Origin of the sequence: Streptomyces sp. NPDC050528, from assembly GCF_044457795.1 — a bacterium.
Lineage (GTDB): Bacteria > Actinomycetota > Actinomycetes > Streptomycetales > Streptomycetaceae > Streptomyces.
Window position 1 is genome coordinate 209,562 of sequence record NZ_JBITHH010000016.1, and the last position, 23,804, is coordinate 233,365.

A 23,804-nucleotide genomic window follows, 5' to 3' on the forward strand; every position below is an offset into this window, starting at 1 on the left:
GAGTTGGACCATGGTCACCGTCCTCAGGATTCTGGCCCGCCGTATCGTCCTGCTCGTTCCGCTGATGCTCGGCATCGTGCTGTTCGTGTTCGTGGTGATGCGCTTCTCGGACGTCGACCCGGCGTCCGCGTTCTTCCAGGGCGCCAACCCGACCCCGCAGCAACTGCACGACTTCCGCATGCGCAACGGCCTGCTCGATCCGCTGCCCGTGCGCTACGTCCATTTCGTGGGCGCACTCCTCCACGGTGACATGGGCACCAGCGCGCTGACCCGGGCACCGGTCGTCCAGCAGGTCACCACCGCACTGCCGCTCACCCTTCAACTCACCTTCCTGGGGCTGGCGATCGCGATGGTGCTGTCGCTGCTCGGCGGGGTGACGGCGGCGATCTACCGGGACCGGCTGCCCGACCAGATCATCCGGGTCGTGTCGCTGACCGGGGTCGCCGCGCCCGGCTTCTGGCTGGCGCTGCTGATGATCCAGTATCTGGCGGTGGACCGGGGCTGGTTCCCGACCGGCGGCTACATCAACCCGGCGGACTCCCTCACCGGCTGGCTCAAGACGATGGCCCTCCCGGCGCTGGCCCTCTCCCTTCCGGTGGCGGCCCAACTCACGCGCATCGTAAGGACATCCGTCGTCGAGGAACTGGACAAGGACTACGTCCGGACGGCGATCGGCAGCGGTCTGCCACCCCGGGTGGTGGTCGGCCGGAACGTGCTCCGCAACGCGCTGATGAACCCACTCACCGTGCTGGGCCTGCGCGTTGGATACCTGCTCGGCGGTGCGGTCGTCATCGAGACCATCTTCTCCCTCCCCGGGATGGGCAAGTTGATGATCGACGCCGTGCAGAACGGCGACCCGGCCGTCGTCCAGGGCGTGGTGCTCACGACGGCGACCGGGTTCGTCGTCGTGAACCTCGTCATCGACATCCTCTACCTGCTGGTCAACCCCCGCCTGAGGGAAGCCTCCTGATGCCCACTCAGTTCCCCCAGTTCCCCCAGTTCTCCCGCAAGGGCCTCGCCGAGACCCTGTCCCGGCCCGGCATCCGGCTGCGCGGCTGGCGCCGGCTGCCGGTCCTGTCGAAGGTCGCGGTGGGCTTCCTGGCGGTCGTGGTGCTGGTCGCGTTGTTCGCGCCCCTCATCGCCCCGCACGACCCGCTGGACCAGCAACTCCCCGTCGACGGCACCGGACACCCCTCCGCCGGCCACTGGATGGGCCAGGACAGCCTGGGCCGGGACATCCTCAGCAGGCTGATGTACGGCGCCCGTTGGTCCCTCGCGATCGGGCTCGGGGCGACCGCGCTGGCCCTGGTCGTCGGCGCGCTGATCGGCGCGGTCGCGGCGACCTCCCGCAAGGGCGTGGACGAGACGCTGATGCGCTGCCTGGACGTGGTGATGGCGTTCCCCGGCATCGCGCTGGCGGCGGTCTTGGTCGCGGTGTTCGGCGGCGGGATCACCGTACTGATCTGCGCGATCGCGTTCCTGTTCACCCCGCCGGTCGCAAGGGTCGTACGGGCCAACGTACTTGACCAGTACGGAGAGGACTACGTCACCGCGGAACGGGTGATCGGCGCCCGCACCCCGCACATCGTGATCCGGCACGTGGCCGTCAACTGCGCTGCTCCGATCCTGGTGTTCTGCACGGTGCAGGTGGCGGAGGCGATCGTCTTCGAGGCGTCGCTGTCGTTCATCGGCGCGGGCGTACGGCCCCCGGACCCGTCGTGGGGCAGTGTCATCGCGGACGGCAAGAACATGGTGCTGACCGGGGGTTGGTGGGCGACGGTCTTCCCCGGTCTGCTGATGCTGATCACGGTCCTCTCGCTGAACATACTGTCCGAGGGCGTCTCGGACGCGTGGGCGGCGCCGGCCGCGCGCGAGGTGGACGTACGGCCCGACGAGGACCCGCTCGACGCGCCGGAGCCGGGCAGCGGCGAGGTGCTCCCGCTTCCCGGTCTGACGGAGGCGGCGCTCCGACTCCGTTCGCGTGCACGGCCGTTGCCCGACCCGGATGGCCAACCGGTCCTGGCCGTCGAGAACTTGGCGATCGGCTTCGAGGGCCGGCACCACGGGGTGGACATCGTCGACGGCATCAGTTTCGAGGTGCGGCCGGGTGAAGTCCTGGGCCTGGTGGGCGAGTCGGGCTGCGGGAAGTCGCTGACGGCGCTCGCGGTGATGGGGCTGGAGCCGAAGGGGGCGCGGGTTCGGGGCCATGTCCGGTTCGACCAGCGGCAGTTGGTGGGCGAGCCGATGCGGGTGCGGCGCAGGTTGCTGGGTCACGAGATGGCGATGGTGTATCAGGACGCGCTGTCGTCCCTGAACCCGGCGATGACGATCCGTGCGCAGCTCAAGCAGGTGATACGGCGTGGTGGGCACCGTGGGGCGGGCGAGTTGCTGACGATGGTCGGGCTCGATCCGGAGCGCACCCTGCGCAGTTACCCGCACGAGCTCTCCGGCGGTCAGCGCCAACGTGTGCTGATCGCCATGGCGTTGTCCCGCGACCCGAAGCTGATCGTCGCCGACGAGCCGACGACTGCGCTGGACGTCACCGTGCAGGCTCAGGTCATAGAGCTGCTGCTGCGGCTGCGTGCGGAGTTGGGGTTCGCGTTGATCCTCGTGTCGCACGATCTCGCGTTGATCGCCGACGTCACCGATCGGGTGGTGGTGATGTACGGCGGGCAGATCGTGGAGACGGGGGTGACCGCCGATCTGGTGGAGTCGCCGGCTCATCACTACACGCGGGGTCTGCTCGGCAGCGTGCTGTCTCTGGAGTCGGCGGCCGAGCGGATGACCCAGATCAAGGGGGTCGTGCCCTCCCCCGCGGACTTCCCGGCGGGGTGCCGGTTTGCGGACCGGTGTCCGTTGGCGAGCGACGTTTGCCGTACGACGGCGCCGGATCTGGTCGGGCCGCGTACGCATACGGCGGCGTGTCATCACCCGGCGATCGATCTGGTGACTACGGAGAGCGGGGCGGTTACGTGAGCGGGTTGGGGGTGGGTGGTTTGGGTTGTGTGCGGGGTGCGGGCGCGTGGGGGCTGGTCGCGCAGTTCCCCGCGCCCCTTAAGGCGTGGGGGTGGGGCGGGGTGAACAGTGCGCGTTGGCGGAGCTGGTCGCGCCCGCGCGGCAGAGCCGCATATCGATACAGCCCCGCGCCCCTGAAGGCAGGGGGGTGGGCCGTATGAAAGGTGCGGGTGTTGAGGTGGAAGGTGGTCAAGTGGGCGGTGGGCTCGTCGAGTTGGTCGGTGCTCATGTTGTGCACAAGGCGCGCAGTGGGGGGTTGTTCAGCCGGGATCGGGTGTTCGCCCTGACTGACGCCGATCTCGTCATCGCGGCCGGTGAGACGGTCGGTGTGGTCGGTGAGTCCGGGTGTGGGAAGTCCACGTTGGCCAAGGTGTTGGTGGGGGTGCAGCGGCCGACGGCCGGGACGGTGTCGTTGCGGGGGCGGGATCTGTGGTCGATGCCGGACGGTGAACGGCGGGCCGCGGTGGGTACCGGGATCGGCATGATCTTCCAGGATCCGTCTACCGCGTTGAACCGGCGGCTGACGATCCGGCAGATACTGCGGGATCCGCTGGACGTGCACAGTCGCGGGACGAAGGCCGAACGGGAGGACCGGGTACGGGAGTTGATGTCACTGGTCGGCCTTCCGCGTGCGCTGGCGGACGGTCTGCCGGGGCAGCTCTCCGGCGGGCAGCGCCAACGCGTCGCGATCGCACGGGCGTTGGCGCTCGACCCCGACCTCGTCGTGGCCGACGAACCGACCAGCGCGCTGGACGTCTCGGTCCGGGCCCAGATCCTCAACCTCCTCCTCGACCTGAAGGAACGGCTGGGCCTGGCCCTGGTGTTCGTGTCGCACGACATCCAGACGGTACGGCGGATGAGCGACCGGGTGATCACCATGTACCTGGGCCGGATCGTCGAGGAGACCCCGGCCGACCAGGTCACCGACCGGGCCCGGCACCCGTACACCCGCGCCCTGTTCTCGGCGACCCCCGGGCTGCTCCACCCCATCGACCCGATCCCGCTGATCGGTCCGGTGCCGTCGGCCACGCATCCGCCGAGCGGGTGTCCGTTCCGTACGCGGTGCTGGAAGGCGGACGATGTGTGTGCCGCCACCATGCCGGATTTCTCGGCCGCGTCGACACCGGGACATCTCTACCGTTGCCACCATCCTGTGGAGGAGGACCTGTCCACCCGCGACCTCGTTCGCCAAAGCCGCCCCATGGAGCCTTCATGACCCTCCCCGCCCCGCTGACCGGTGTCGTACCGCCCGTCTGCACGCCCCTGACACCGGAACGCGAGGTGGACGTCCGTTCGCTTCTCAGGCTTGTCGATTACCTGGTCGAGGCGGGGGTGCACGGACTGTTCCTGCTCGGGTCAACGTCGGAGGCCGCGTATCTGACGGACCGGCAGCGCAGGTGTGTGGTGGAGGCGGTGGTCGCTCATGTGGGGGGTCAACTGCCGGTGCTCGCAGGGGCGATCGACATGACGACGCCCCGGGTTCTGGACCATGTGGCCGCCGTGACGGACGCGGGTGCGGACGCGGTCGTAGTGACCGCGCCCTTCTACACACGCACCCATCCCGCGGAGATCGCCCGCCACTATCGGTTGGTCGCCGCCGCGTCACCGGTTCCCGTGGTGGCCTACGACCTCCCCGCCTCCGTCCATACGAAGTTGCCGTCCGACCTCGTCCTCGAACTCGCCGCCGAGGGCGTTCTGGCCGGCCTCAAGGACTCCAGCGGGGACCTCGCCGGATTCCGTACGGTCGTCACCGGCGCGCGTGTCCATCCGGGCATCACCGGGTTCAGCGTGCTCACCGGGTCCGAACTGTTCGTCGACTCCGCACTGGCGTTGGGCGCGGACGGGGCGGTGCCGGGTCTCGCCAACGTCGATCCGCACGGGTACGTCCGCCTCGACGCGCTGTGCCGGGCCGGCGACTGGGACCGGGCCCGTGCCGAACAGGAGCGGTTGTGCGCGCTGTTCGGGCTGGTGAGCGTGGGGGACCCGGCGCGGATGGGGGGCAGTTCGTCGGCGCTCGGGGCGTTCAAGGCCGCGCTGCATCTGCGGGGGGTTATCGAGTGTGCGGCGACCGCGGAGCCTCAGGTGTCGTTGTCGGCGGATGAGGTGGAGCGGGTCGGGAAGTTTTTGGCGGGGGCGGGGTTGCTGTAACCACATTTCCCACCCACCCACCCGTTTAATGCCTCACGGAATTCGTCGCCAACCGGACCGCTGACCCGCACTATGAAACGGCATCGATTCCAAGCCGCCACATTTCATAATTCCCGCATTCCGCCGTGATCTCCGCCGCCTCCTGAGCCGCGGTGAAGAAGTCGTCGATCATGGGCGAGGTGTGCGACGCCGCCACCGCGAGGCACACCTGGTCGGGCGCCAGATCCGGGATGGGCACATAGATGACGTCCGGGTGTGAGGAGAACACGGTCGCCGAACGGGCCAGGAACGAGATGCCCCGGCCGGCCGCGACATGTTCGAGCGTCTCGTCCACCCCGCGCACCACGTACCCGGCGTTGGGGTGCGGGCGCCTGGTGGGCTGCGTGCTCGGGTCGGCATGCCAGAGCAGCGGTTCGCCGGCCAGGTCGGCCTCGGTGACCTCCTCCTTGCCGGCCAACCGGTGACCGGCGGGCAGCACCGCCACCCGCGGCTCGGTGTAGAGCGGGGTGACGCGCAGGCCGGTCTCGTCGATGGGCAGCCGGACATAGGCGACGTCGATGCGGCCGTCGAGCAGCATCGGAGCCTGATCGTCCCCTTCGATCCGCTGCACGTCCACGACCACGTCCGGGTGCCGGGCCTCGAACGCACGGGCCGCCGGGGTGACGGCAACGCCGGCCCGGAAACCGACCATCAGCCGCCGCTTGCCTCCGGCGGCCGCGGACACCCGGCGGCGGACCGCGTGCGTGGAGGCGAGCAGCGGACCGGCGTCCGCCAGCAGTTGCCGACCCGCGTCGGTCAGCTCCACGCCGTGGCGGTCCCTGGTGAACAGCGAGACGCCCAGATCCTGCTCCAGCGCGCGGATCTGCCGGCTGAGCACCGGCTGCGCGATATGCAGCTCATCGGCGGCGCGGCCGAAGTGCAACCGCTCGGCCACGGCGACGAAATAACGCAGTTTGCGCAGGTCCAGATCCAGATCCATAGCGCCTCCCGGCACGGTGATGCATTCAGGGTATCACCACGACTAAAACAAGTCTTGGACACCAACTCAGGTCAATGGCAACCTGAATGAGTACCTGGTGAGGCCGAAACCAATTCGGCGCCAGAATTCGACGCACGAATTCGGTACCACACTTCGGTACCAGAATTCGGTACCAGAATTCGGTACCAGAATTCGACGGCGTCGACGACACAACCGAAAGCAGGCACACCCATGAGCAGCATCAGCATTGTCGGCCTGGGGAACATGGCCGGCGCCCTGGCCGGCCGGGCGCTCGCCGGCGGCAACGCCGTCGAGATCATCGGCCGCGACCCGGCCAAGGCCAAGGAATTGGCCGGCACGCTCGACGGCGCCACGGTCGGGGCGCCCGGTGCCGTCCCGGCCGGGGACATCGTTGTCCTCGCCGTGCCGTACGCCGGTGCGGCGGCGGTGGTGAGCGGGTACGGGGACGCACTGCGCGGCAAGGTCATCATCGACATCACCAACCCGGTCGCCCCCGACCTTCAGGGGTTCGTTGTTCCCGACGACAGTTCCGGCGCGCAGGAGATCGCCAAGGCGGCCCCCGCCGACGCGCAGGTCGTCAAGGCGTTCAACACCCTGTTCTCCCATGTGCTGGCGGCCGGCCCGGCCGAGGGTCGCACCTTGGACGTGTTCATCGCCGGCGACGTACAGGCAAAGGCACGCGTGTCGGCGTTCATCGAGAGCCTGGGACTGCGCCCGATGGACGCCGGGGAGCTGCCGATGGCGCGGGCACTGGAGAACGTCGCCCTGTTGCAACTCGGCCTCGTCGCCCACTCCGTCAAGCACACCGACTTCTTCCTCGGCGTCAGCGTTCTCGGCTGAGCGCAGCGCACCCGCACCACCACTTCTCGCCCACATCATTCACAAGGAGCAGCAGCATGCGCGTTTTCGTCACCGGCGGGACCGGCCATTCCGGTTCGTACATCGTCCCCGAGCTCATCGCCGCCGGGCACGAGGTCACCGGCCTGGCCCGGTCGGACACCGCCGCGGCGGCGCTGTCCGCGCTCGGCGCGAAGCTGCGTCGCGGCGACATCCAGGATCTCGACGGGCTCAAGGAGGCGGCCGCGGACTCCGACGGCGTCGTCCACGTCGCGCACCGGCAGGACCTGCTTCCCTCCGGCGGGCTCGACGCCGTGGCCGCCGCGGAGGTCCCGATCATGCTCGCGTACGGCGAGGCACTCGCGGGAACCGGAAAGCCGCTGGTCGCGGCGGGCAGCATAGGCTCGCCGGGGAACCTGGGCCGGCCGGCCACCGAAGAGGACCCGGCCCTTCCCGGCGGCGACGCGTACAAGGGCACCCTGCGGGTCCGCAACGTCGTGGAAACCACCGTGATCGGCCTCGCCGAGCAGAACGTGCGCTCTTCGGTCGTGCGGATCGCCAACATCGCGCACAGCACGACCGATCGGGCCGGCTTCCTCACCGTGCTGATCGCGCTCGCGAAGGAGAAGGGTTTCGTCGGCTACCCCGGAGACGGCGCGAACCTGTGGAACGCCGTGCACATCCGCGACGTCGCCTCCTTGTTCCGCCTGGCGCTGGAGAAGGGGCCGGCCGGCACGTACTGGCACGCGGTCGGGGACGGGGGCATCCCGTTCCGCGAGATCGCCGAGGCCATCGGCAGCCGTCTGGGCCTGCCCGCCGTCAGCATTCCCGTGGACGAGCTGATGGTGCCGGGATACTTCGGGTTCCTCGCCAACATCGTCACGCAGAGCTACCCGGCGTCCAACCTCGTCACCCGCCGGACCCTCGGCTGGGAACCCGCGCAGCCCGGTCTGCTCGCCGGTTTGGACAACGGCCATTACTTCCCCGCCAGTTGACGGCAGGGACCCGCGTCCCCAGGGCCGTCAGCCGCCGCTCAGGGCGGTCGTCGGCAAGCGCCGGAACTCGATCGTGTCGTACGCGCCGGCCGCCCCGGTCTCATAGAGCACCCCCACAGTGCCCCCACCCACGTCCACCAGATCGGAGTACCCCGCCCACTCCCCCGACAAGGTCACCGCCTTCACGAAGCTCCCCCCACCGTCCGAACTCCGCCAAACAGCCATCCCCTGCCGCACGTTGGGAACGGACGGCGCCGAGAACAGCAACGGGGCCCCCTCGCCCGGCAGTTGGAGCACACTTCCCTCCACCACCGGCACGTCGTCCAACGTGTGCTGGACGGAGTAGGGCCGGTCGAGACTCGCACCCCCGTCACCGGAGTACGTGTCGAGCCGGTTGCCCGTACTCGTGCCCAGCTGATCCCGGGAGCTGAAGTACAGCCGCCCGTCGGGGAGTTCGGCCGCGGAGGACTCGTTCGCGTTGTCGATCCCGTCGTACGTGGAGTCCACGAACCCCACCCGCCACGTCTCGCCCCCGTCGTCGCTGTACAGGTCGTGGCCGCCGTAGTACTTCGCCTCCTGCCCGGTGTCGGAGGAACCGGCCGGCGGGGCCGCGGAGTGATTGGCCGGGATCACCAGGCGCCCCGCGTGCGGCCCCCGCGTCAGCGCGACCGCATGCCCGGGCCCCGTCGCGTACCAGCGCCAGCTCGACGGCTTCACCTCCGCCGTGATGTCGCGCGGAGCGGTGAAGTTCCGGCCGTCGTCCCAGCTGCGCTGCACGAAGACGCGGCGGCTCTGTTCCGCCGTGACCTCGCCCCGCATGATCTGGCCCTCGGTCACCACCCCGCTGTTGTAGGAGGTGACCAGCACGATCGCGCCGGTGCGGGGGTCGACGACGGGGGCCGGGTTGCCCCGGGTGTCCCCGTCGCCGGCGGCCACCACCGACATCGGGCCCCAGGTACAGCCGCCGTCGGTGGAGCGTCTGAGGACGACGTCGATGTTGCCGGTGTCGCCCGCGCTGTTGTGCCGTCCCTCGGCGAAGGCGAGGACGGTGCCCTGGCCGGTGACGACGGCCGCCGGGATGCGGTAGGTGTCGTAGCCGCCGTCCCCGGAGACGTAGGGCACGGACGAGGTGCACCCGGAGCGCGCGGAGGCGTTCCCGGCGAAGGTGATCGGAGCAACCAGTACTGCTGCTACGAGAAGCGTGCGGCTCAGGATGGTCATCGCTCTCCCCTGCGGAGGTCGCCCTCGCGGGACGACGCCGACCTGTCCGTCACAGCCTCCCCGGAGTCACCGGCCCGGACGCGTGCCCCACGACGCGCACGCCACCGGCACCACCTGTCCCGGCCACCGCGCCCCAACTCGCCCATGACACGCCTGACGTGCGTCTTTCACGACGATCACCCGACGTTCGCGCGCGGCGAGGCACACGGCGGACCGCATCGAGGAGTTCGGCCGGACGAGTGTCCGTGCCGAGGGAGGAGGGCCGGGGAGCGGGTCCGCCTACGACGGCGTACGCGCCGCCGCCAGCAGCCGTGTCACGTCGTCCGAGCAGATGGTGAGAGCCGCGCCGACCGTCGCCAAGGCGTCGCGTTCCGCCGGTGTGTAGGGGCCGTCGGCGAGGGCGATGCGGGCGCCCTGGAGGAGGATCGATTCGCGGCCTGCGGGGGCGAGGTGCGGGGCCAGGGGATCCAGCGCCTCGTGGAGTTCTATGGCGAGGCCCGCTCCGCTGGGTTCGCCGAAGACGCGGCCCGTGTCGGCGGCCAGGGCCTCGACGAGCGCGCCGAGCTGTTCCTCCGTGCAGTCCTGGAAGCCGGCGGCCCGCACGGTGCCCGCGGCGGCCTCCAGGGACGTACGGGCGCAGCTGCCGCCCGCCGCGAGGACCGCGAGGGCGACCGTGTGCACGGCGTCGCGGAGCATCGCGGAGAAGCGGCTGGTGGTGGGGTGGTCGAGGACGTCGGTGCCGTAGTGGCCCTGGCAGGCGGCGCACTCGACGACCGGGCCGGTGTCACCGCGCGGCAGCACCGGCATGCCGAGCAGGGTGAAGCGGCGGCGCCCGGTGAGCCGCTGGTAGTTGCGGTCGCCCCCGCATCCGGGGCAGAAGAACTCGCCGTCTCCGACGCTGGTCCACGCGGTACGGATGCCCAGCACGCGTGCCGCACGGCCCTCATGGACAGCCCGGCCGTTTCGTCCCCGTTCAGGCAGCACGTCGCACCTCCGTAACGCCGCGGCAACATCGCCGCGCTGGCGTGATGTTAGCCACATTGTCGAGCCGGAGTCAGTACCCCTGACGAGACCTCTCCGTGACCTGCACACGGATTGGCCGGGAAACGACGGGGCCCCGCCCGCCGGAGACCGGCGCGCGGGGCCCTTCGACGACGAGTAAACCGCCGGTCAGGATGGTTCAGCGGGTAGCGCGGTTGACGGCCGAGACGACCGCCTTCAGGGACGCACGTGTCGTATTCGCGTCAATGCCGATTCCCCACAGGATCTTGTCGTCGATCGCGCATTCGATGTACGAGGCGGCCTGCGCGGAGGCTCCCTCGCTCATCGTGTGCTCCTGGTAGTCCAGGAGCCGTACGTCGATGCCGACGGAGCCCAGGGCGTCGAAGAACGCGGAGATCGGGCCGTTGCCGGAGCCGGTCAGGACGGTGTCGACGCCGTCGACCGTGGCCTCCACCTTGAGCGTGTCCACGCCGTCGGTGTCGGTGGTCGACTGGCCGTTCTTGACCTGGATACGGCCCCAGGCGTTGTCCGGGTTCGGCAGGTACTCGTCCTCGAAGGTCGCCCAGATCTGCTTCGGGGTGACCTCGCCGCCCTCGGCGTCCGTCTTGGCCTGAATGAGCTTGGAGAACTCGATCTGCATCCGGCGCGGCAGGTCCAGCTTGTGGTCGTTCTTCAGGACGTACGCGATTCCGCCCTTGCCCGACTGCGAGTTGACCCGGATGACGGCCTCGTAGGAGCGGCCGACGTCCTTCGGGTCGATCGGCAGGTACGGGACGGCCCACTCGATGTCGTCGACGGTGACGCCCTTGGCGGCCGCGTCGGCCTCCATCGCGTCGAAGCCCTTCTTGATGGCGTCCTGGTGGGAGCCGGAGAAGGACGTGTAGACCAGGTCGCCCACGTACGGGTGGCGCGGGTGGACCTCCATCTGGTTGCAGTACTCCCACGTACGACGGATCTCGTCGATGTTGGAGAAGTCGATCTGCGGGTCGACGCCCTGCGAGAACAGGTTCATGCCCAGGGTGACCAGGTCGACGTTGCCGGTGCGCTCGCCCTGACCGAACAGGCAGCCCTCGACGCGGTCGGCGCCGGCCATCAGCGCCAGTTCGGCGGCGGCGACGGCCGTACCGCGGTCGTTGTGCGGGTGGATCGACAGCACCACGTGCTCGCGGCGGGACAGGTGACGGCCCATCCACTCGAAGCGGTCCGCGTGCGTGGACGGGGTCGAACGCTCAACGGTGGCAGGCAGGTTGAGGATGATCTCGCGGTCCGGGCCGGGCTGCCAGACGTCCATGACGGCCTCGCAGACCTCCAGCGCGAAGTCCAGCTCGGTGTCGGTGAAGATCTCCGGCGAGTACTGGTACCCGAACTCGGTCTCGGGGCCCAGCAGCTTCTCGGCGTACTCCATCACCAGACGCGTGCCGTCGACGGCGATCTGCTTGATGTCGTCCTTGGAGCCGCGGAAGACCACGCGGCGGAAGACGGGCGCGGTCGCGTTGTACAGGTGCAGGGTGGCGCGCCTGGCGCCCTTCAGGGACTCCACGGTCCGCTCGATCAGGTCCTCGCGGGCCTGCGTCAGCACGGAGATGGTGACGTCGTCCGGGATCGCGCCCTCTTCTTCGATGATCGAGCGCACGAAGTCGAAGTCGGTCTGGCCGGAGGCCGGGAAGCCGACCTCGATCTCCTTGTAGCCCATCTTGACCAGCAGGTCGAACATCGCGCGCTTGCGCGCCGGTGACATGGGGTCGATCAGGGCCTGGTTGCCGTCACGCAGGTCGGTGGAGAGCCAGCGGGGGGCTACGGTGATCCGCTGCTGGGGCCAGGTGCGGTCGGGGATGTCGACCTGCTCGTACTGGCCGTACTTGTGGATCGGCATGGAACTGGGCTGCTGGCGATTGACGCGGCTGCTTGCCATGATGCGGGGGCTCCTCGTGGTGTCCTGAAGGACGGCCGACGGCGCAACGCCAGACTCCGCGGGGAGGGGGTCGGCCTACGACTACAGGCCCTCGCCGCGGCAGCTAAGGAGAAGCAGCCCGATACGCATGATGCTCAGCAGAGTAGCCGAGTCGTACGCCGTGCGGGGGGCCGTATCACTATGCGGGATATTCGCCGTCGTATACCACTCTCCGCTACGAGACTGTGATGAATGTCCGCGTTTTCCACCAATCATGGTTGCCGGTAGTGACATCCGCGTCACTCGGTGCCAGGGTGCCGACCATGACGACTCACGGGGGCTTCGAGCCCGTCTTCTGCACGATCGTCCCGCCGCATGTCCTCGACAAGCTCGCCCAGCACGAGGACCCCGCGCTCTCCGGTCCCGCCCGCGAGACCCTGGAGCGCGACGCCTACGAGCGCACCCACCGTCGGCTGACCACCGTCATCGGCGCCCCGTCGATCGCCGCGCCGGTCGCGTCCGACAAGCCGCAGCGCACGATCTACGACGCGAAGCACAAGCAGGACCTGCCGGGGAAGAAGGTGCGCGCCGAGAGCGACGACCCCGGCAAGGACGCCACCGTCAACCGCGCCTTCGCCGGGCTCGGCGCCACCTTCGAGCTGTACCTCAACGCCTTCAACCGCCACTCCATCGACGGCCAGGGCCTGCCGCTCAACGCGTCCGTCCACTACGACGTGAAGTACGACAACGCGTTCTGGAACGGCGAGCAAATGGTGTTCGGCGACGGCGACGGCGAGCTGTTCCTCGACTTCACCATCCCGGTCGACGTCATCGGCCACGAACTCACCCACGGCGTCACGCAGTACACCGCGAACCTGACCTACTTCGGCCAGTCCGGCGCCCTGAACGAGTCGATCTCCGACGTCTTCGGCTCGCTCATCAAGCAGTACACGCTCGGCCAGACCGCCGCCGACGCCGACTGGCTGATCGGCGCCGGGCTCCTCGCCCCGCGCGTCTCGGGCGTCGCCCTGCGCTCCATGAAGGCCCCGGGCACGGCCTACGACGACGACGCCCTCGGCAAGGACCCGCAGCCCGCGACGATGGACGACTTCGTCAACACCGGCAGCGACAACGGCGGCGTGCACATCAACTCCGGCATCCCCAACCACGCCTTCTACCTGGTCGCCGACGCGATCGGCGGGCACGCCTGGGAGAAGGCGGGCCAGATCTGGTACGACGTCCTCACCGGCGGCGAGCTCAAGAAGGACGCCCTGTTCGCGGACTTCGCCAAGCTCACGGTGGCCGCCGCGAAGACCCGGTTCGGGGACGGCGGCGAGGAACTGCAGGCCGTGACGAAGGCATGGGAGCAGGTCGGAGTCCCGACCTCGTAGTCGCGACGGTCGCGCCGGACCCGTATCCGTACTAGACAGGGCCCATGCGTATTCAGGTACGACGCACGGGCGGGTTCGGCGGTATCCAGCGCCGCGGCGAGGTCGACACCTCGACGCGGCCCGACGCCCACGAGTGGCACGCGCTGGCCGAACGGGCGGTCGCCGCCGGGCACAGCGCTCCCACGACGGGAGTCCCGGACGGCTTCCACTACGAGATCACGGTGGACGGGAAGACGGTGCACACGGCCGACCCCCGGCTCACCGACGATCAACGGGAGCTGATCTCAAGGGTGTTGAAGGAAGGCGCCTGAACGGGTGTCGACGGGTGGGGCGTAACTGCTTGTTCACGCCCGCCCGTTGACACCCGTTACCGCCGGTACCGATGATCCGGCGCATGGCGATTGATGCAGGCAACCCGATCCCTCGGTTCCCGGCCGACTTCCTCTGGGGCGTCTCGACTTCGGCCCATCAGATCGAGGGCGCGGCGGACGAACGCGAACCGTCCGTGTGGGACCGGTTCGAGGCCGAGCCGGGCCGGATCAAGGACGGCTCGACGGCGGCGGTGGCCTGCGACCACTACCACCGCCACCGCGAGGACGTGACCCTCCTGGCCGACCTGGGCGTGGACGCGTACCGCTTCTCGATCTCCTGGCCGCGCGTGAACTCCCCCGGCGGCCTCGACTTCTACGACCGCCTCGTCGACGACCTGTGCGCGGCGGGCGTACGCCCGGTCCCGACCCTGTTCCACTGGGATCTCCCGGTGACGCGGGACTGGTTGCAGCGGGACACGGCGTCCCACTTCGCGGAGTACGTGTCGGTCGTCGCCGACCGGCTGGGCGACCGGGTGAAGAAGTGGATCACCCTCAACGAGCCCGCGGAACACACCCTGTTGGGCCACGCACTGGGCGCCCACGCACCGGGCAAGACGCTCCTCTTCGACGCGCTGCCGGTCGCCCACCACCAACTCCTGGCCCACGGCCTGGCGGTACGGGCCCTGCGCGCGGCCGGTGCCACCGACATCGGGATCGCCAACTCCCACGGCCCGACCTGGCCGGCGTCACAGGAGCCGGAGGACATAGAGGCGGCGAACTTCTACGATCTGCTCCTCAACCGCCTGTTCGCGGACCCCCTCCTGCTCGGCGAATACCCGTCCGGGCTGGGTGAGTTGATGCCGGGGGACGTCGAGTCCGACCTGAAGGTGATCGCCGAGCCGATCGACTGGTACGGGATCAACTACTACGCGCCGAGCAAGGTCGGGGCACCCCAGGGCGCGGAGATCGAGTTCGGCGGCCTGACGCTCCCGGCCGAACTCCCCTTCTCGGTACGGGAGATCGAGGGTGTCCCGGTGACGGACTTCGGCTGGCCGGTGGTCCCCGAGGGCCTCACCGAACTCCTCACCACCTTCCGCGACCGCTACGGCGACCGCCTCCCGCCCGTCGTCATCACCGAGAACGGCTGCTCCTACGACGGCATCGACGACCAGGACCGGATCGCCTACCTCGACGGCCATGTCCGGGCGCTGCACGGGGCGTTGGAGGCGGGCGTGGACGTACGCGGCTACTTCGTGTGGTCGCTCCTCGACAACTTCGAGTGGGCGGAGGGCTACGAGCGCCGCTTCGGCCTCGTACACGTGGACTACGCGACACAGGCACGCACTCCGAAGGCGTCGTACGGCTGGTTCCAGGGCATGCTGCGGGCGCAGAGATGACGACGACGGGGAGTTCAGTGGACGACGGCAACCCGGCTCCCTCCACGGCCACTTCGGCGCTCGCCCTGGCCGAACCCGTCGAACGCGTGGGCCGGGGCTGGACGTCCGCGCTGTCGCTCGCCAACGGGGCGATCTGGGTGGGCTGGTACGGCCCGCTGCAGATCCTGCTCGCCTCGCAGGCCAAGGACTTCGCGCCCGGCACCGGCATGTCCAAGGAGTCGATGCTGGCGTGGGTGACGGGCGCGGGCGCGCTGGTGTCGCTGGTCGCCAATCCGCTCTTCGGCGCGCTGTCCGACCGGACGACGGCGCGGTGGGGCCGCCGTACGCCGTGGATCGTGGGCGGGGCGGCGGGCGGGGCGCTGTCGTTGCTGCTGCTCGCCGGTGCGGGCGGGGTGTGGACGATGGCGCTGGGCTGGTGCCTGGTCCAGCTCACCCTGAACGCGGCCTTCGCGGCGGTCACGGCGGCCGTCCCCGACCGCGTCCCGCGCCTCCAACGGGGCTCGGTGGGCGGCTGGTTGGGCGCCGCGCAGATCCTGGGCGTGGTGGGCGGTACGGGGCTGGCGACGGCGGCCGGGGGCATCGGGGCGGGCTATGTGGCGTGCGCGGTGTTCACGGCGGTGGGCGTGCTGCCGTACGTACTCCGCTACAAGGATCTCCAACTCCCGCCCACGGAAAGGCCGGTGTGGTCCTGGCCGGGCTTCGTGCGGGGCTTCTGGCTGAGCCCGCGCCGCTATCCCGACCTGGGCTGGGCGTGGCTGACCCGCTTCTTGATCAACCTGAGTAATGCCCTGGTCCTCCTGTACCTCCTCTACTACCTGCGGGACCGCCTGCACTACCACGACCCCGACCAGGGCGTCCTGATCCTCACGGCGGTGAACGGCCTGACGCTGCTGGCCACGGTGGTGGTGGGCGGGGTCTGGTCGGACCGCGTCGGCCGCCGCAAGCCGTTCGTGCTCTGGTCCGGCGTGCTGATGGCGGTGGCGACGGCGGTCCTCGCGGGCTGGCAGACCTGGCCGGGCGCGGTCGTCGCGGCGGCGGTCCTGGGCATCGGCTTCGGCGTCTTCACGTCGGTCGACTTCGCCCTGATGACGGACGTCCTCCCCAAGGCCCTGGACCGCGGCAAGGACCTGGGCGTGATCAACGTGGCGAACGCGTTGCCGCAGGTGGCCGCACCCGCCCTCGCCGCGCCGATCGTGACGTATCTGGGCGGGTACCGGGTGCTGTATCTGGTGTCCGCGGTGATCGGGATGGCGGGGGCGTTGTTGGTGCGGCGGATCCGGGGCGTGGACTGAACGGGCGCGGAGGCAGGGTCAGAGCACGCCCGCGTCCCGGGCCGACCAGGCCGTCGGGAACAGTGGGCGGTAGCCCAGCTCGCGGCGGATGCGTTCCGTGGACATGATGCCCAACCACGGGTCGGGGTCGGTGTGTTCGTGGAGTTCGGCGGGGATCTCGACGCCGTTGAGCAGGTGAAGTTCGACCGCGGTGACCGGGGCGTCGTCTGCGATGTTGTAGACGCGGCCGGCGATTCCCGGGGCGTGCAGGATGCGGAGGAGGCCCTGGGCGACGTCCGCGTGATGGCCCATGTGGAGGCGTTGGTTCGAGGCCCAATGTGCCGCCCACTGGAGGGAGTTGGCGAGGTGGGGGTCGCCCTCGCCGTAGACGAAGGGCAGTCGGGCGACGCGTACGTCCATGTCGTCGAGCGCGAGGAGTTCCCGTTCCGCCGTCGCCTTCGCGTCGGGGTAGGCGCCCCACATACGGCCGCCGGGGCGGCTCTCGTCCTCCTCGGTCATGGGGCGACCCCGCCCGGTGCCGTACACGAGCCCCGTGCTGACCTGCACGAACCGCCGTACGCCGGAGGTGAGAGCCGCCTGTCCAAGGGCGACCGCGGCCGCGTGGTTGACGGCCCAGGCCTCCTCGTCCGGTACGCCGCGGAAGGAGGCGGCGACGTTCACGACGGCGTCGACGCCGGCGACCGCCTTGCCGAGGGCGTCCTCGTCGCGCAGATCGCCGAGTACGACTTCTGCTCCCAGGTCGGCGAATCGCTCGGCACGGGCGGCGTCCCGCACCAGCACCCGCACCCGCTCCTCCGGCCTGGCCTGCGCCAGCAGCCTGGGCACGAAGCGCCGCCCGACCTGTCCCGTCGAGCCTGTGACCAGTGTCAACATGTTGTGCTCCTCTCGTCTCCGACCAGCTTTGGACAGGTGGGCCGGTACCGGGAGAGACCTTCCGATCAGGGGATCGGCAGTCCCTGGATAAGCCGGGCGGGCTGCCGCACCCTGGAAGCGTGAACCGAGCCGAACTCGCCGACTTCCTGCGCCGCGGCCGGGCCCGCCTGGACCCCGCGGACGTGGGCCTCACGGCCGGCCCCCGCCGCCGTACGCCAGGGCTGCGCCGCGAGGAGGTGGCCCAGCTGGCCGGTATGTCGGTGGACTACTACACGCGCCTGGAGCAGTCCCGCGGCCCGCACCCGTCCCGCCAGATGCTCACGGCACTGGCGCGGGCGCTACGCCTGACGGACGACGAACGCGACCACCTGTTCCACCTGACGGGCGAGGAACCGCCGCGCCGGGGCACCTCCGGGCACCTGCGCCCAGGCCTCCTCCTGGTCCTCGACCGGCTGCACGACACCCCGGCGCATGTGTCGAGCGACTGCGGGGAGATGATCGCCCAGAACGCGATGTCGAGGGCGCTGACGGGGGACGTGTTCGCCCGCCCGCCCCGGGACCGCAACCTCCTCCGCCGCTTCTTCCTGAACCCGACGGCACGGGAGATGTTCCCCGAGGAGGACATCCCGGAGCACGCGCGCACCCACGTCGCGAACCTCCGCGCGGTGGCCGCGGCCCGCCCCGACGACCCCGAGCCAGCCGCGCTGGTGGCCGAACTCCGGTCGTCCAGCGAGGAGTTCGCGAAGTTGTGGGAGGAACACGAGGTGGCGATACGCCGCCAGTCCACGAAGCGCTTCCGCCACCCCCTGGTAGGCCTACTGGAACTGGACTGCGAAATCCTCCTGAACCAGGACGCCCACCACCTCCTGATCATCCACACGGCACGACCCGGCACGGAGTCGTACGAACGCCTCCAACTGCTCCGGGTAATCGGCCTCCAGGACATGACCCCGACCCCCCTGGGGGCTACGCCCCCAGACCCCCATCGGCCCTGAAGGGGCCTCGTCCTCAAACGCCGGACGGGCTGGATGGTGCGGCCGAAGCTTGAAAGTTCCGGTCGCCAAATCCAGCCCCTCCGGCGTTTGAGGAGCGGGGGTCCGGGGGCTGGCCCCCGTGGCGGGGTCGAAGGGGCGGAGCCCCTGGAGGATGGGACGGGTAGGGGCGGCGGGGGCGAAAAAAGCCCCTAGGAACCCCCAACTCCCCCTCTCTAGAAGCCCAACTTCCGCAACTGCCGAGGATCCCGCTGCCAGTCCTTCGCCACCTTCACATGCAGGTCGAGAAACACCGGCGTCCCCAGCAACGCCTCAATCTGCTTACGCGACTTGATACCGACCTGCTTCAGCCGCGCACCCTTCGGCCCGATGATGATGCCCTTCTGACTGGGCCGCTCGATGTACACGAACGCATGGATGTCGAGGAGCGGCTTGTCGGCAGGCCGGTCCTCGCGAGGCAGCATCTCCTCGACCACGACGGCGATGGAGTGCGGCAGTTCGTCCCGCACCCCCTCCAGCGCGGCCTCCCGAATCAACTCCGCGATCATGACCTGCTCGGGCTCGTCCGTGAGGTCACCCTCGGGATACAGCGCAGGCCCCTCCGGCAGCAACGGAATCAGCAGATCGGCAAGCAGATCCACCTGCTGGTCCGCGACCGCCGACACCGGCACGATCTCCGCCCACTCGAACCCAAGCTCCTTGCCCAGCTGATCAATCGCGATCAACTGCTCGGCAAGCGTCTTCGAGTCCACCAGGTCGGTCTTCGTCACGATCGCGATCTTCGGCGTCTTCTTGATGGACGCCAGTTCCTTCGCGATGAAACGGTCACCGGGGCCGAGCTTCTCGTTCGCGGGAAGGCAGAACCCGATGACATCGACCTCGGCCCACGTCGTCCGCACGATGTCGTTCAGCCGCTGCCCGAGCAACGTCCGCGGCTTGTGCAGCCCAGGCGTGTCCACCAGGATCAACTGCGCGTCCGGCCGGTGGACGATGCCCCGCACCGTGTGCCGAGTGGTCTGCGGCTGGTTGGCGGTGATCGCCACCTTCTGGCCGACCAGAGCATTCGTAAGGGTGGACTTGCCCGCGTTGGGGCGGCCCACGAAGCAGGCGAAGCCGGCGCGGTGGGGGGCCTCCGACGACGCAGACGGCTTGGATGACGGGGTACGAACGCTCATGGCGCCCATTGTCCCTGATCCACAAGCTCCCGCCGCACAACAGTCCACCCACGCCCACCCCGGTGAGCTTTCGGAAACCCAACCGCAACGAAACGTCACGGAAACACCCCCGTGCACAACCGGAAACCCAGGCCGGTGACCCTCTGACGAGCCCCCACACCGTTGGAGACGACCGTGCCCCTCGCCGCCACCGAAACCGTCACCCAAGCCGCCACCCAAGCCACCGCACTGGCAGACGGCCGCATCGACACCGGCGACACCGCCTGGCTGCTCGCCGCCACCGCCCTCGTCCTGCTGATGACCCCGGGCCTGGCCCTCTTCTACGGCGGCATGGTCCGCACGAAGAGCGTCCTCAACATGCTGATGATGAGCTTCGTGTCGATCGCCCTGGTCACGGTGGTGTGGCTGGCCGCCGGTTATTCACTCGCGTTCGGCGACGACGTCGGCGGCGGACTCATCGGCGGCCTGAAGCACGCCGGCATGGCGAACCTGGGCCCCGACAGCGTCCACGGCACCGTCCCCACCCTCCTCTTCGCCACCTTCCAGCTCACCTTCGCGATCATCACGGCCGCGCTGATCAGCGGCGCGGTCGCGGACCGGGTCCGCTTCGGCGCGTGGCTGGTCTTCGTCCCCGTCTGGGCACTCCTCGTATACGTTCCCGTGGCGCACTGGGTCTGGGGCCCCGGCGGCTGGATCGCAACGCACCTGGGCGCCCTCGACTTCGCGGGCGGACTCCCCGTGGAGATCACGTCCGGCGCCTCGGGCCTGGCCCTGTGTCTGGTCGTCGGCCCGCGCCTCGGCTTCAAAAAAGACGCGATGCGCCCGCACAACCTCCCCATGGTGATGCTGGGCGCGGGCCTCCTCTGGTTCGGCTGGTTCGGCTTCAACGCGGGCTCCGCGCTCGGCGCCAACGGCCTGGCCGCCGCGGCCTTCCTCAACACCCTCACCGCCGGCTGCACCGGCCTCCTCGGCTGGCTCTTCGTGGAGCAGAAGCGCGACGGCCACCCCACCACCCTGGGCGCGGCCTCGGGCGCGGTAGCCGGACTGGTGGCCATCACTCCCTCCTGCGGCTCGGTCTCGCTCCTCGGCGCGCTGGTCATCGGCCTGGCCGCCGGTGCCGTCTGCTCGTACGCGGTCGGCTGGAAGTTCAAGCTGAACTACGACGACTCGCTCGACGTCGTCGGCGTCCACCTGGTCGGCGGCATCATCGGCACCCTCCTGATCGGCGTCTTCGCCACCACGGAACTGACCGGAAAGACGGACGGCCTCCTCTACGGCGGCGGGCTCGCCCAGCTCGGCAAGCAACTGGTGGCGGTGGCCGCCGTAGGGGCGTACGCGTTCCTCGTGACGTGCGGCATCGGCAAGCTGCTCGACAAGGCGATGGGGCTGCGGGCGAGCGAAGAGGAGGAGCGGACGGGGCTCGACCTTACGGTGCACGCCGAGACCGCATACGATCACGGCGTCCTGGGCCACGGAGCCCCGGTCGGCACGTCCCTCACCTCCGCCTCCTCCGCTCAGAAGGTCGACTTCCAGGCATGAAGCTCATCACCGCGATCGTCAAGCCGTACCGCCTCGACGAGGTCAAGTCGGCGCTCCAGGAGCTCGGCGTGCACGGCCTGACCGTCACCGAGGCCAGCGGCTACGGCCGGCAGCGCGGCCACACCGAGGTGTACCGCGGCGCCGAGTACCGCGTCGACCTCGTCCCCAAGGTACGGATCGAGGTCGTCGTCGACGACGCGGACTCGGACGCCGTGATCGAGGCGATCGTCAAGGCCGCGCAGACGGGGAAGATCGGGGACGGGAAGGTGTGGTCGATGCCGGTCGAGACGGTCGTACGGGTTCGGACGGGCGAACGCGGCCCCGACGCGCTCTGACCACGAGCACTCCCCCGACGAACCCGACCGCGAGCAACAGCGCCGCCGCGAGCCACGGCAACGCGAAGAACGACGCGCTCGCCGCCTGCTTCGTACCCGGCGCGCTCGCGGTCAACGTCACGTCGCCCCAGTCGAGTTGGGGCGCCCCCTTCCACGGCTCGCTCAGCTTCACGCTCTGCCCCGGCAGCAACTCGGCCGGAATCCTGGTCAGTCCACGCGACAGCAACGTACGCCCGAACAACCCCTGCGCCTTGAGCGTCACCTTCGGATCGAGGGTGACGTTCCCGGTGTTGTGCAACGTGTAGGAGATCGTCGCGTCACTGTCCCCCAACCCCGGTACCAGCGGCTGGTGATGGGACACCCGCACATGTTCTACGGCGAGTGCGGGCAGCGTCGGCCCGCTGACCCGGAGGTAGACACGGGCGCCGACGGCCCGCTGCACACCGAGGGCAAGCGACCCGTCCCCCTTGTCGACGCGTTCGTCGAGGGCGACCAACGCGCCCGGGTGGTCGCCCGGTTCGGCACCTTCGGGCACGTGCAGCGTGAACGGCACGGTAACCGCCTTGTGGGCGGGGACGGTTACCCGCGACTTGGCGGGCTTGGCCCAAGCACCGACGCCCCGCATCGTCTCTTTCACGGTCCGCACGGCGAACCCGCCGTCACGCGCGGTGTTGTAGGCATCGGCCGCGTACAACCGGAAAGTCAGCGGCTGGCCAGTCTTGTTGGCGAGAACCACCTTGTCCCGGATGGTCTGGCCGGGGTCGGCGGAGAGATAGAAATACGGCCGCGCGGCGACCTGCGAGGCGGCCGGGTAGACGGACCAACTGCCGTTGTCGGCAGCGTAGGTGGCGGGTGCGGCGAGCACCCCGGAGCAGAGGCCGAGGCAGAGGCTCAGGAGGAGGACGTACAGCTTGCGCATGGGTGCGGACCCCCACGGACGTGGTGTGGCGGTCGGGCGGGTGCGAGCGCCCGGCCACCGGAAAGGAGTGGGACGGTCAGGTGAGCGTCAGCGTGAGCACACCGGAGTACGAGCCCGGAGGCGTGAACGCCGGTACGTTCAGGGAGAGTCCGGCGTCGACGGTGAACTGGCCGCCGGTGAGCGTGCCGTCGGGCGTGGACGCGAGCGTCGCTCCCGAACTGCCCACCGTGCCCGCCGAACCGGCGACACACGTGCTCGGGCTGCCCGCCTTGGTGGCGCAGGCGGGTGTCCAACTCAGCGCCCCGGCATCGATCTTGGCGCCGGGACCGGTGAAGTCGGTGACCTTGCCGGTCAGGGACCAGCCCGCGGGTCCGCCGCGGAAGTCCTGGACCGTCACCGTGTTGAGGGCGCCCGTGGAGGCACCGCCCTTGCCGAAGTCGACCGCGGAGAGGCCCACGGCGTCCCCGGCCTGCGCCATCGACAGCGTGCCCGCCTTGACGGTGGTCGTCAGCTTCTGACTCCCCGGCGGAACGGGCGTGGTGTCGTTGACGACATAGGCGGCGGGACCGGCACCGAGGTCAGCACTCCACGCACTGCCCTCGTACGCGACGACCCCGGTGGTCGTCTTGTCATTGACGACGAGCGAACCACTGATGCCACCACTGGCACTGGCCGTGACGGTCGCCGTGTCCGCGGTCTGCGCGGTACCGGACCGCCCGGCCAGGGTCACGGTGGCACCCGGGGTGAAGTTGCTGCCGGTCACGGTGACGCTGTCACCGGCGTTCCCGGAGGCCGAACCCAGGCTGATCGCACGGGTGTTGACCGGCACGGTGGCGGTCGCGGTGACGGTCTCGGAGACCGGGGCCGGCGGATTCGTCACCGTGCAGGGGGTGTCCAGCTCCAGGATGTAGCTGGTGTGGATGTTGTAGTCGCCGGGCGAGAGGGTGATCGCGCCCGGGGTGGTGACCGTGAAGGTGCCGGTCATGGAGAAGGACGGGAAGGCGCCGTTGCCGGGCACCGGGTCGTTCTTCTTGGGCCCGGCCACGGTGACGCTGCCGGTCTGGGCACCGCCGAGGGTGACCTTCCCGGTGGGCGTCATGATGTCGGCCGGCAGGGCGATCGCGGTGGGGTTGCTGGCGGCGGGCTTGACCACCGTGTACGTCACGGTGACGGTGTCGCCGACCTTGGGCGCGGTGTTGTCCACCGTGATCGCGGCGGTCGTGGTGCCGTCGATCGGCGGGATGCCCGCGACCGCCGGCGGGATGCAGTGCGTGGCAAAGTCCACGTTCGTGGACGCACCGGCCGGACAGGCCAGCGCACCGCCCGTGGCGACCGCGAGCGCGGTCACCCCGAGCAATGACGCCCAACGGCGTCTTCGGGATGTCGTAGCCATGGATGGGGCCCCCTCCTGAGGACGATGGGCGCAGCGGCTCTTCTGCGCCCACAGGGGGCATTGATGTGGGGATCGCGT

The 23,804-nt window shown here is 69.8% G+C and carries 21 protein-coding genes; 13 read left to right on the forward strand and 8 right to left on the reverse strand.

Going from position 1 to position 23,804, the window contains the following annotated elements; all coding sequences use genetic code 11:
* Window positions 1–10 precede the first annotated feature (10 nt).
* The 4 genes from ACIBK4_RS42610 (at window position 11) to ACIBK4_RS42625 (ending at window position 5,163) form a co-directional block, all read left to right on the forward strand.
* Entirely contained in the window at window positions 11–970 is a 960-nt protein-coding gene (locus tag ACIBK4_RS42610; RefSeq protein ID WP_399004161.1) for an ABC transporter permease, read from the forward strand.
* A complete protein-coding gene (locus ACIBK4_RS42615) occupies window positions 970–2,976 on the forward strand; it encodes a dipeptide/oligopeptide/nickel ABC transporter permease/ATP-binding protein (RefSeq protein ID WP_399004163.1) in 2,007 nt (668 codons plus the stop codon). The genes ACIBK4_RS42610 and ACIBK4_RS42615 overlap by 1 nt, the downstream gene beginning before the upstream one ends.
* A 196-nt stretch (window positions 2,977–3,172) precedes the next feature.
* A complete protein-coding gene (locus tag ACIBK4_RS42620) occupies window positions 3,173–4,231 on the forward strand; it encodes an oligopeptide/dipeptide ABC transporter ATP-binding protein (RefSeq protein ID WP_399004165.1) in 1,059 nt (352 codons plus the stop codon).
* The gene (locus tag ACIBK4_RS42625; RefSeq protein WP_399004167.1) at window positions 4,228–5,163 is read left to right on the forward strand and encodes a dihydrodipicolinate synthase family protein; all 936 of its coding nucleotides are present in this window, start codon (window positions 4,228–4,230) and stop codon (window positions 5,161–5,163) included. Before ACIBK4_RS42620 ends, ACIBK4_RS42625 begins: the two co-directional genes overlap by 4 nt.
* 70 nt (window positions 5,164–5,233) lie before the next feature.
* Here ACIBK4_RS42625 and ACIBK4_RS42630 read toward each other — a convergent pair whose 3' ends face one another.
* Window positions 5,234–6,136 (reverse strand): LysR family transcriptional regulator, encoded by a 903-nt coding sequence (locus ACIBK4_RS42630; protein ID WP_399004258.1) that lies wholly within the window; start codon window positions 6,134–6,136, stop codon window positions 5,234–5,236.
* 237 nt (window positions 6,137–6,373) lie between these two features.
* Here ACIBK4_RS42630 and ACIBK4_RS42635 point away from each other — a divergent pair, with 237 nt between their 5' ends.
* Both ACIBK4_RS42635 and ACIBK4_RS42640 read left to right on the forward strand, forming a co-directional pair.
* A complete protein-coding gene (locus ACIBK4_RS42635; protein ID WP_399004169.1) occupies window positions 6,374–7,003 on the forward strand; it encodes an NADPH-dependent F420 reductase in 630 nt (209 codons plus the stop codon).
* 56 nt (window positions 7,004–7,059) lie between these two features.
* Window positions 7,060–7,995, forward strand: coding sequence for an SDR family oxidoreductase (locus ACIBK4_RS42640; protein ID WP_399004171.1), 936 nt, complete (start codon window positions 7,060–7,062; stop codon window positions 7,993–7,995).
* A gap of 27 nt (window positions 7,996–8,022) precedes the next feature.
* Here the strand turns inward: ACIBK4_RS42640 and ACIBK4_RS42645 are convergent, their stop codons facing one another.
* The 3 genes from ACIBK4_RS42645 to leuA form a co-directional block, all read right to left on the reverse strand.
* A complete protein-coding gene (locus ACIBK4_RS42645; RefSeq protein ID WP_399004173.1) occupies window positions 8,023–9,216 on the reverse strand; it encodes an exo-alpha-sialidase in 1,194 nt (397 codons plus the stop codon).
* Window positions 9,217–9,495: 279 nt separating this feature from the next.
* The gene (locus ACIBK4_RS42650; RefSeq protein ID WP_366434811.1) at window positions 9,496–10,200 is read right to left on the reverse strand and encodes a TerB family tellurite resistance protein; all 705 of its coding nucleotides are present in this window, start codon (window positions 10,198–10,200) and stop codon (window positions 9,496–9,498) included.
* A gap of 196 nt (window positions 10,201–10,396) precedes the next feature.
* A complete protein-coding gene (gene leuA / locus ACIBK4_RS42655; protein WP_399004176.1) occupies window positions 10,397–12,130 on the reverse strand; it encodes a 2-isopropylmalate synthase in 1,734 nt (577 codons plus the stop codon).
* 302 nt (window positions 12,131–12,432) lie between these two features.
* Here leuA and ACIBK4_RS42660 point away from each other — a divergent pair, with 302 nt between their 5' ends.
* From ACIBK4_RS42660 to ACIBK4_RS42675, 4 genes are all read left to right on the forward strand, one after another.
* Window positions 12,433–13,500 carry a M4 family metallopeptidase gene (locus ACIBK4_RS42660; RefSeq protein WP_399004178.1) on the forward strand — a complete coding sequence of 356 codons (1,068 nt, stop codon included), beginning with the start codon at window positions 12,433–12,435 and terminating at the stop codon, window positions 13,498–13,500.
* Between the two features lie 44 nt (window positions 13,501–13,544).
* Window positions 13,545–13,811, forward strand: a complete 267-nt coding sequence (locus tag ACIBK4_RS42665) for a protealysin inhibitor emfourin (protein ID WP_033285972.1) — start codon at window positions 13,545–13,547, stop codon at window positions 13,809–13,811.
* 71 nt (window positions 13,812–13,882) lie between these two features.
* Window positions 13,883–15,208: a GH1 family beta-glucosidase gene (locus tag ACIBK4_RS42670; RefSeq protein WP_399004180.1), complete on the forward strand. Its 1,326-nt coding sequence runs from the start codon at window positions 13,883–13,885 to the stop codon at window positions 15,206–15,208.
* Complete coding sequence (locus tag ACIBK4_RS42675) at window positions 15,205–16,500, forward strand: MFS transporter (protein ID WP_399004182.1); 1,296 nt, start codon at window positions 15,205–15,207, stop codon at window positions 16,498–16,500. The genes ACIBK4_RS42670 and ACIBK4_RS42675 overlap by 4 nt, the downstream gene beginning before the upstream one ends.
* Window positions 16,501–16,518: 18 nt before the next feature.
* Here ACIBK4_RS42675 and ACIBK4_RS42680 read toward each other — a convergent pair whose 3' ends face one another.
* The gene (locus tag ACIBK4_RS42680) at window positions 16,519–17,373 is read right to left on the reverse strand and encodes an NAD-dependent epimerase/dehydratase family protein (protein WP_399004184.1); all 855 of its coding nucleotides are present in this window, start codon (window positions 17,371–17,373) and stop codon (window positions 16,519–16,521) included.
* Between the two features lie 119 nt (window positions 17,374–17,492).
* Here ACIBK4_RS42680 and ACIBK4_RS42685 point away from each other — a divergent pair, with 119 nt between their 5' ends.
* The gene (locus tag ACIBK4_RS42685; protein ID WP_399004186.1) at window positions 17,493–18,368 is read left to right on the forward strand and encodes a helix-turn-helix transcriptional regulator; all 876 of its coding nucleotides are present in this window, start codon (window positions 17,493–17,495) and stop codon (window positions 18,366–18,368) included.
* A gap of 212 nt (window positions 18,369–18,580) precedes the next feature.
* On the opposite strand, the gene era is transcribed toward ACIBK4_RS42685, so the two are convergent.
* The gene (gene era, locus ACIBK4_RS42690) at window positions 18,581–19,549 is read right to left on the reverse strand and encodes a GTPase Era (protein ID WP_266768517.1); all 969 of its coding nucleotides are present in this window, start codon (window positions 19,547–19,549) and stop codon (window positions 18,581–18,583) included.
* A gap of 165 nt (window positions 19,550–19,714) precedes the next feature.
* On the opposite strand from era, the gene ACIBK4_RS42695 reads away from it, so the two are divergent.
* A complete protein-coding gene (locus ACIBK4_RS42695) occupies window positions 19,715–21,079 on the forward strand; it encodes an ammonium transporter (protein WP_399004188.1) in 1,365 nt (454 codons plus the stop codon).
* On the forward strand, window positions 21,076–21,414 hold the full coding sequence (locus ACIBK4_RS42700) for a P-II family nitrogen regulator (RefSeq protein ID WP_399004190.1): 339 nt from the start codon (window positions 21,076–21,078) through the stop codon (window positions 21,412–21,414). The genes ACIBK4_RS42695 and ACIBK4_RS42700 overlap by 4 nt, the downstream gene beginning before the upstream one ends.
* Here ACIBK4_RS42700 and ACIBK4_RS42705 read toward each other — a convergent pair.
* Window positions 21,308–22,333, reverse strand: coding sequence for a WxL protein peptidoglycan domain-containing protein (locus ACIBK4_RS42705; protein WP_399004192.1), 1,026 nt, complete (start codon window positions 22,331–22,333; stop codon window positions 21,308–21,310). The genes ACIBK4_RS42700 and ACIBK4_RS42705 overlap by 107 nt on opposite strands.
* A gap of 76 nt (window positions 22,334–22,409) precedes the next feature.
* Window positions 22,410–23,726 carry a beta-xylosidase gene (locus tag ACIBK4_RS42710; RefSeq protein WP_399004194.1) on the reverse strand — a complete coding sequence of 439 codons (1,317 nt, stop codon included), beginning with the start codon at window positions 23,724–23,726 and terminating at the stop codon, window positions 22,410–22,412.
* Window positions 23,727–23,804 lie beyond the last annotated feature (78 nt).

Bases quoted from the DNA above. Each gene is read 5' to 3' on its own strand.
- ACIBK4_RS42665 (WP_033285972.1), top strand. From the start codon at position 13,545: ATGCGTATTCAGGTACGACGCACGGGCGGGTTCGGCGGTATCCAGCGC.
- ACIBK4_RS42680 (WP_399004184.1), bottom strand. From the start codon at position 17,373: ATGTTGACACTGGTCACAGGCTCGACGGGACAGGTCGGGCGGCGCTTC.
- ACIBK4_RS42670 (WP_399004180.1), top strand. From the start codon at position 13,883: ATGATCCGGCGCATGGCGATTGATGCAGGCAACCCGATCCCTCGGTTC.
- ACIBK4_RS42615 (WP_399004163.1), top strand. From the start codon at position 970: ATGCCCACTCAGTTCCCCCAGTTCCCCCAGTTCTCCCGCAAGGGCCTC.
- ACIBK4_RS42645 (WP_399004173.1), bottom strand. From the start codon at position 9,216: ATGACCATCCTGAGCCGCACGCTTCTCGTAGCAGCAGTACTGGTTGCT.
- ACIBK4_RS42700 (WP_399004190.1), top strand. From the start codon at position 21,076: ATGAAGCTCATCACCGCGATCGTCAAGCCGTACCGCCTCGACGAGGTC.
- leuA (WP_399004176.1), bottom strand. From the start codon at position 12,130: ATGGCAAGCAGCCGCGTCAATCGCCAGCAGCCCAGTTCCATGCCGATC.
- ACIBK4_RS42705 (WP_399004192.1), bottom strand. From the start codon at position 22,333: ATGCGCAAGCTGTACGTCCTCCTCCTGAGCCTCTGCCTCGGCCTCTGC.
- ACIBK4_RS42710 (WP_399004194.1), bottom strand. From the start codon at position 23,726: ATGGCTACGACATCCCGAAGACGCCGTTGGGCGTCATTGCTCGGGGTG.
- ACIBK4_RS42640 (WP_399004171.1), top strand. From the start codon at position 7,060: ATGCGCGTTTTCGTCACCGGCGGGACCGGCCATTCCGGTTCGTACATC.
- ACIBK4_RS42660 (WP_399004178.1), top strand. From the start codon at position 12,433: ATGACGACTCACGGGGGCTTCGAGCCCGTCTTCTGCACGATCGTCCCG.
- ACIBK4_RS42620 (WP_399004165.1), top strand. From the start codon at position 3,173: ATGAAAGGTGCGGGTGTTGAGGTGGAAGGTGGTCAAGTGGGCGGTGGG.
- ACIBK4_RS42625 (WP_399004167.1), top strand. From the start codon at position 4,228: ATGACCCTCCCCGCCCCGCTGACCGGTGTCGTACCGCCCGTCTGCACG.
- ACIBK4_RS42675 (WP_399004182.1), top strand. From the start codon at position 15,205: ATGACGACGACGGGGAGTTCAGTGGACGACGGCAACCCGGCTCCCTCC.
- era (WP_266768517.1), bottom strand. From the start codon at position 19,549: ATGGGCGCCATGAGCGTTCGTACCCCGTCATCCAAGCCGTCTGCGTCG.
- ACIBK4_RS42635 (WP_399004169.1), top strand. From the start codon at position 6,374: ATGAGCAGCATCAGCATTGTCGGCCTGGGGAACATGGCCGGCGCCCTG.
- ACIBK4_RS42610 (WP_399004161.1), top strand. From the start codon at position 11: ATGGTCACCGTCCTCAGGATTCTGGCCCGCCGTATCGTCCTGCTCGTT.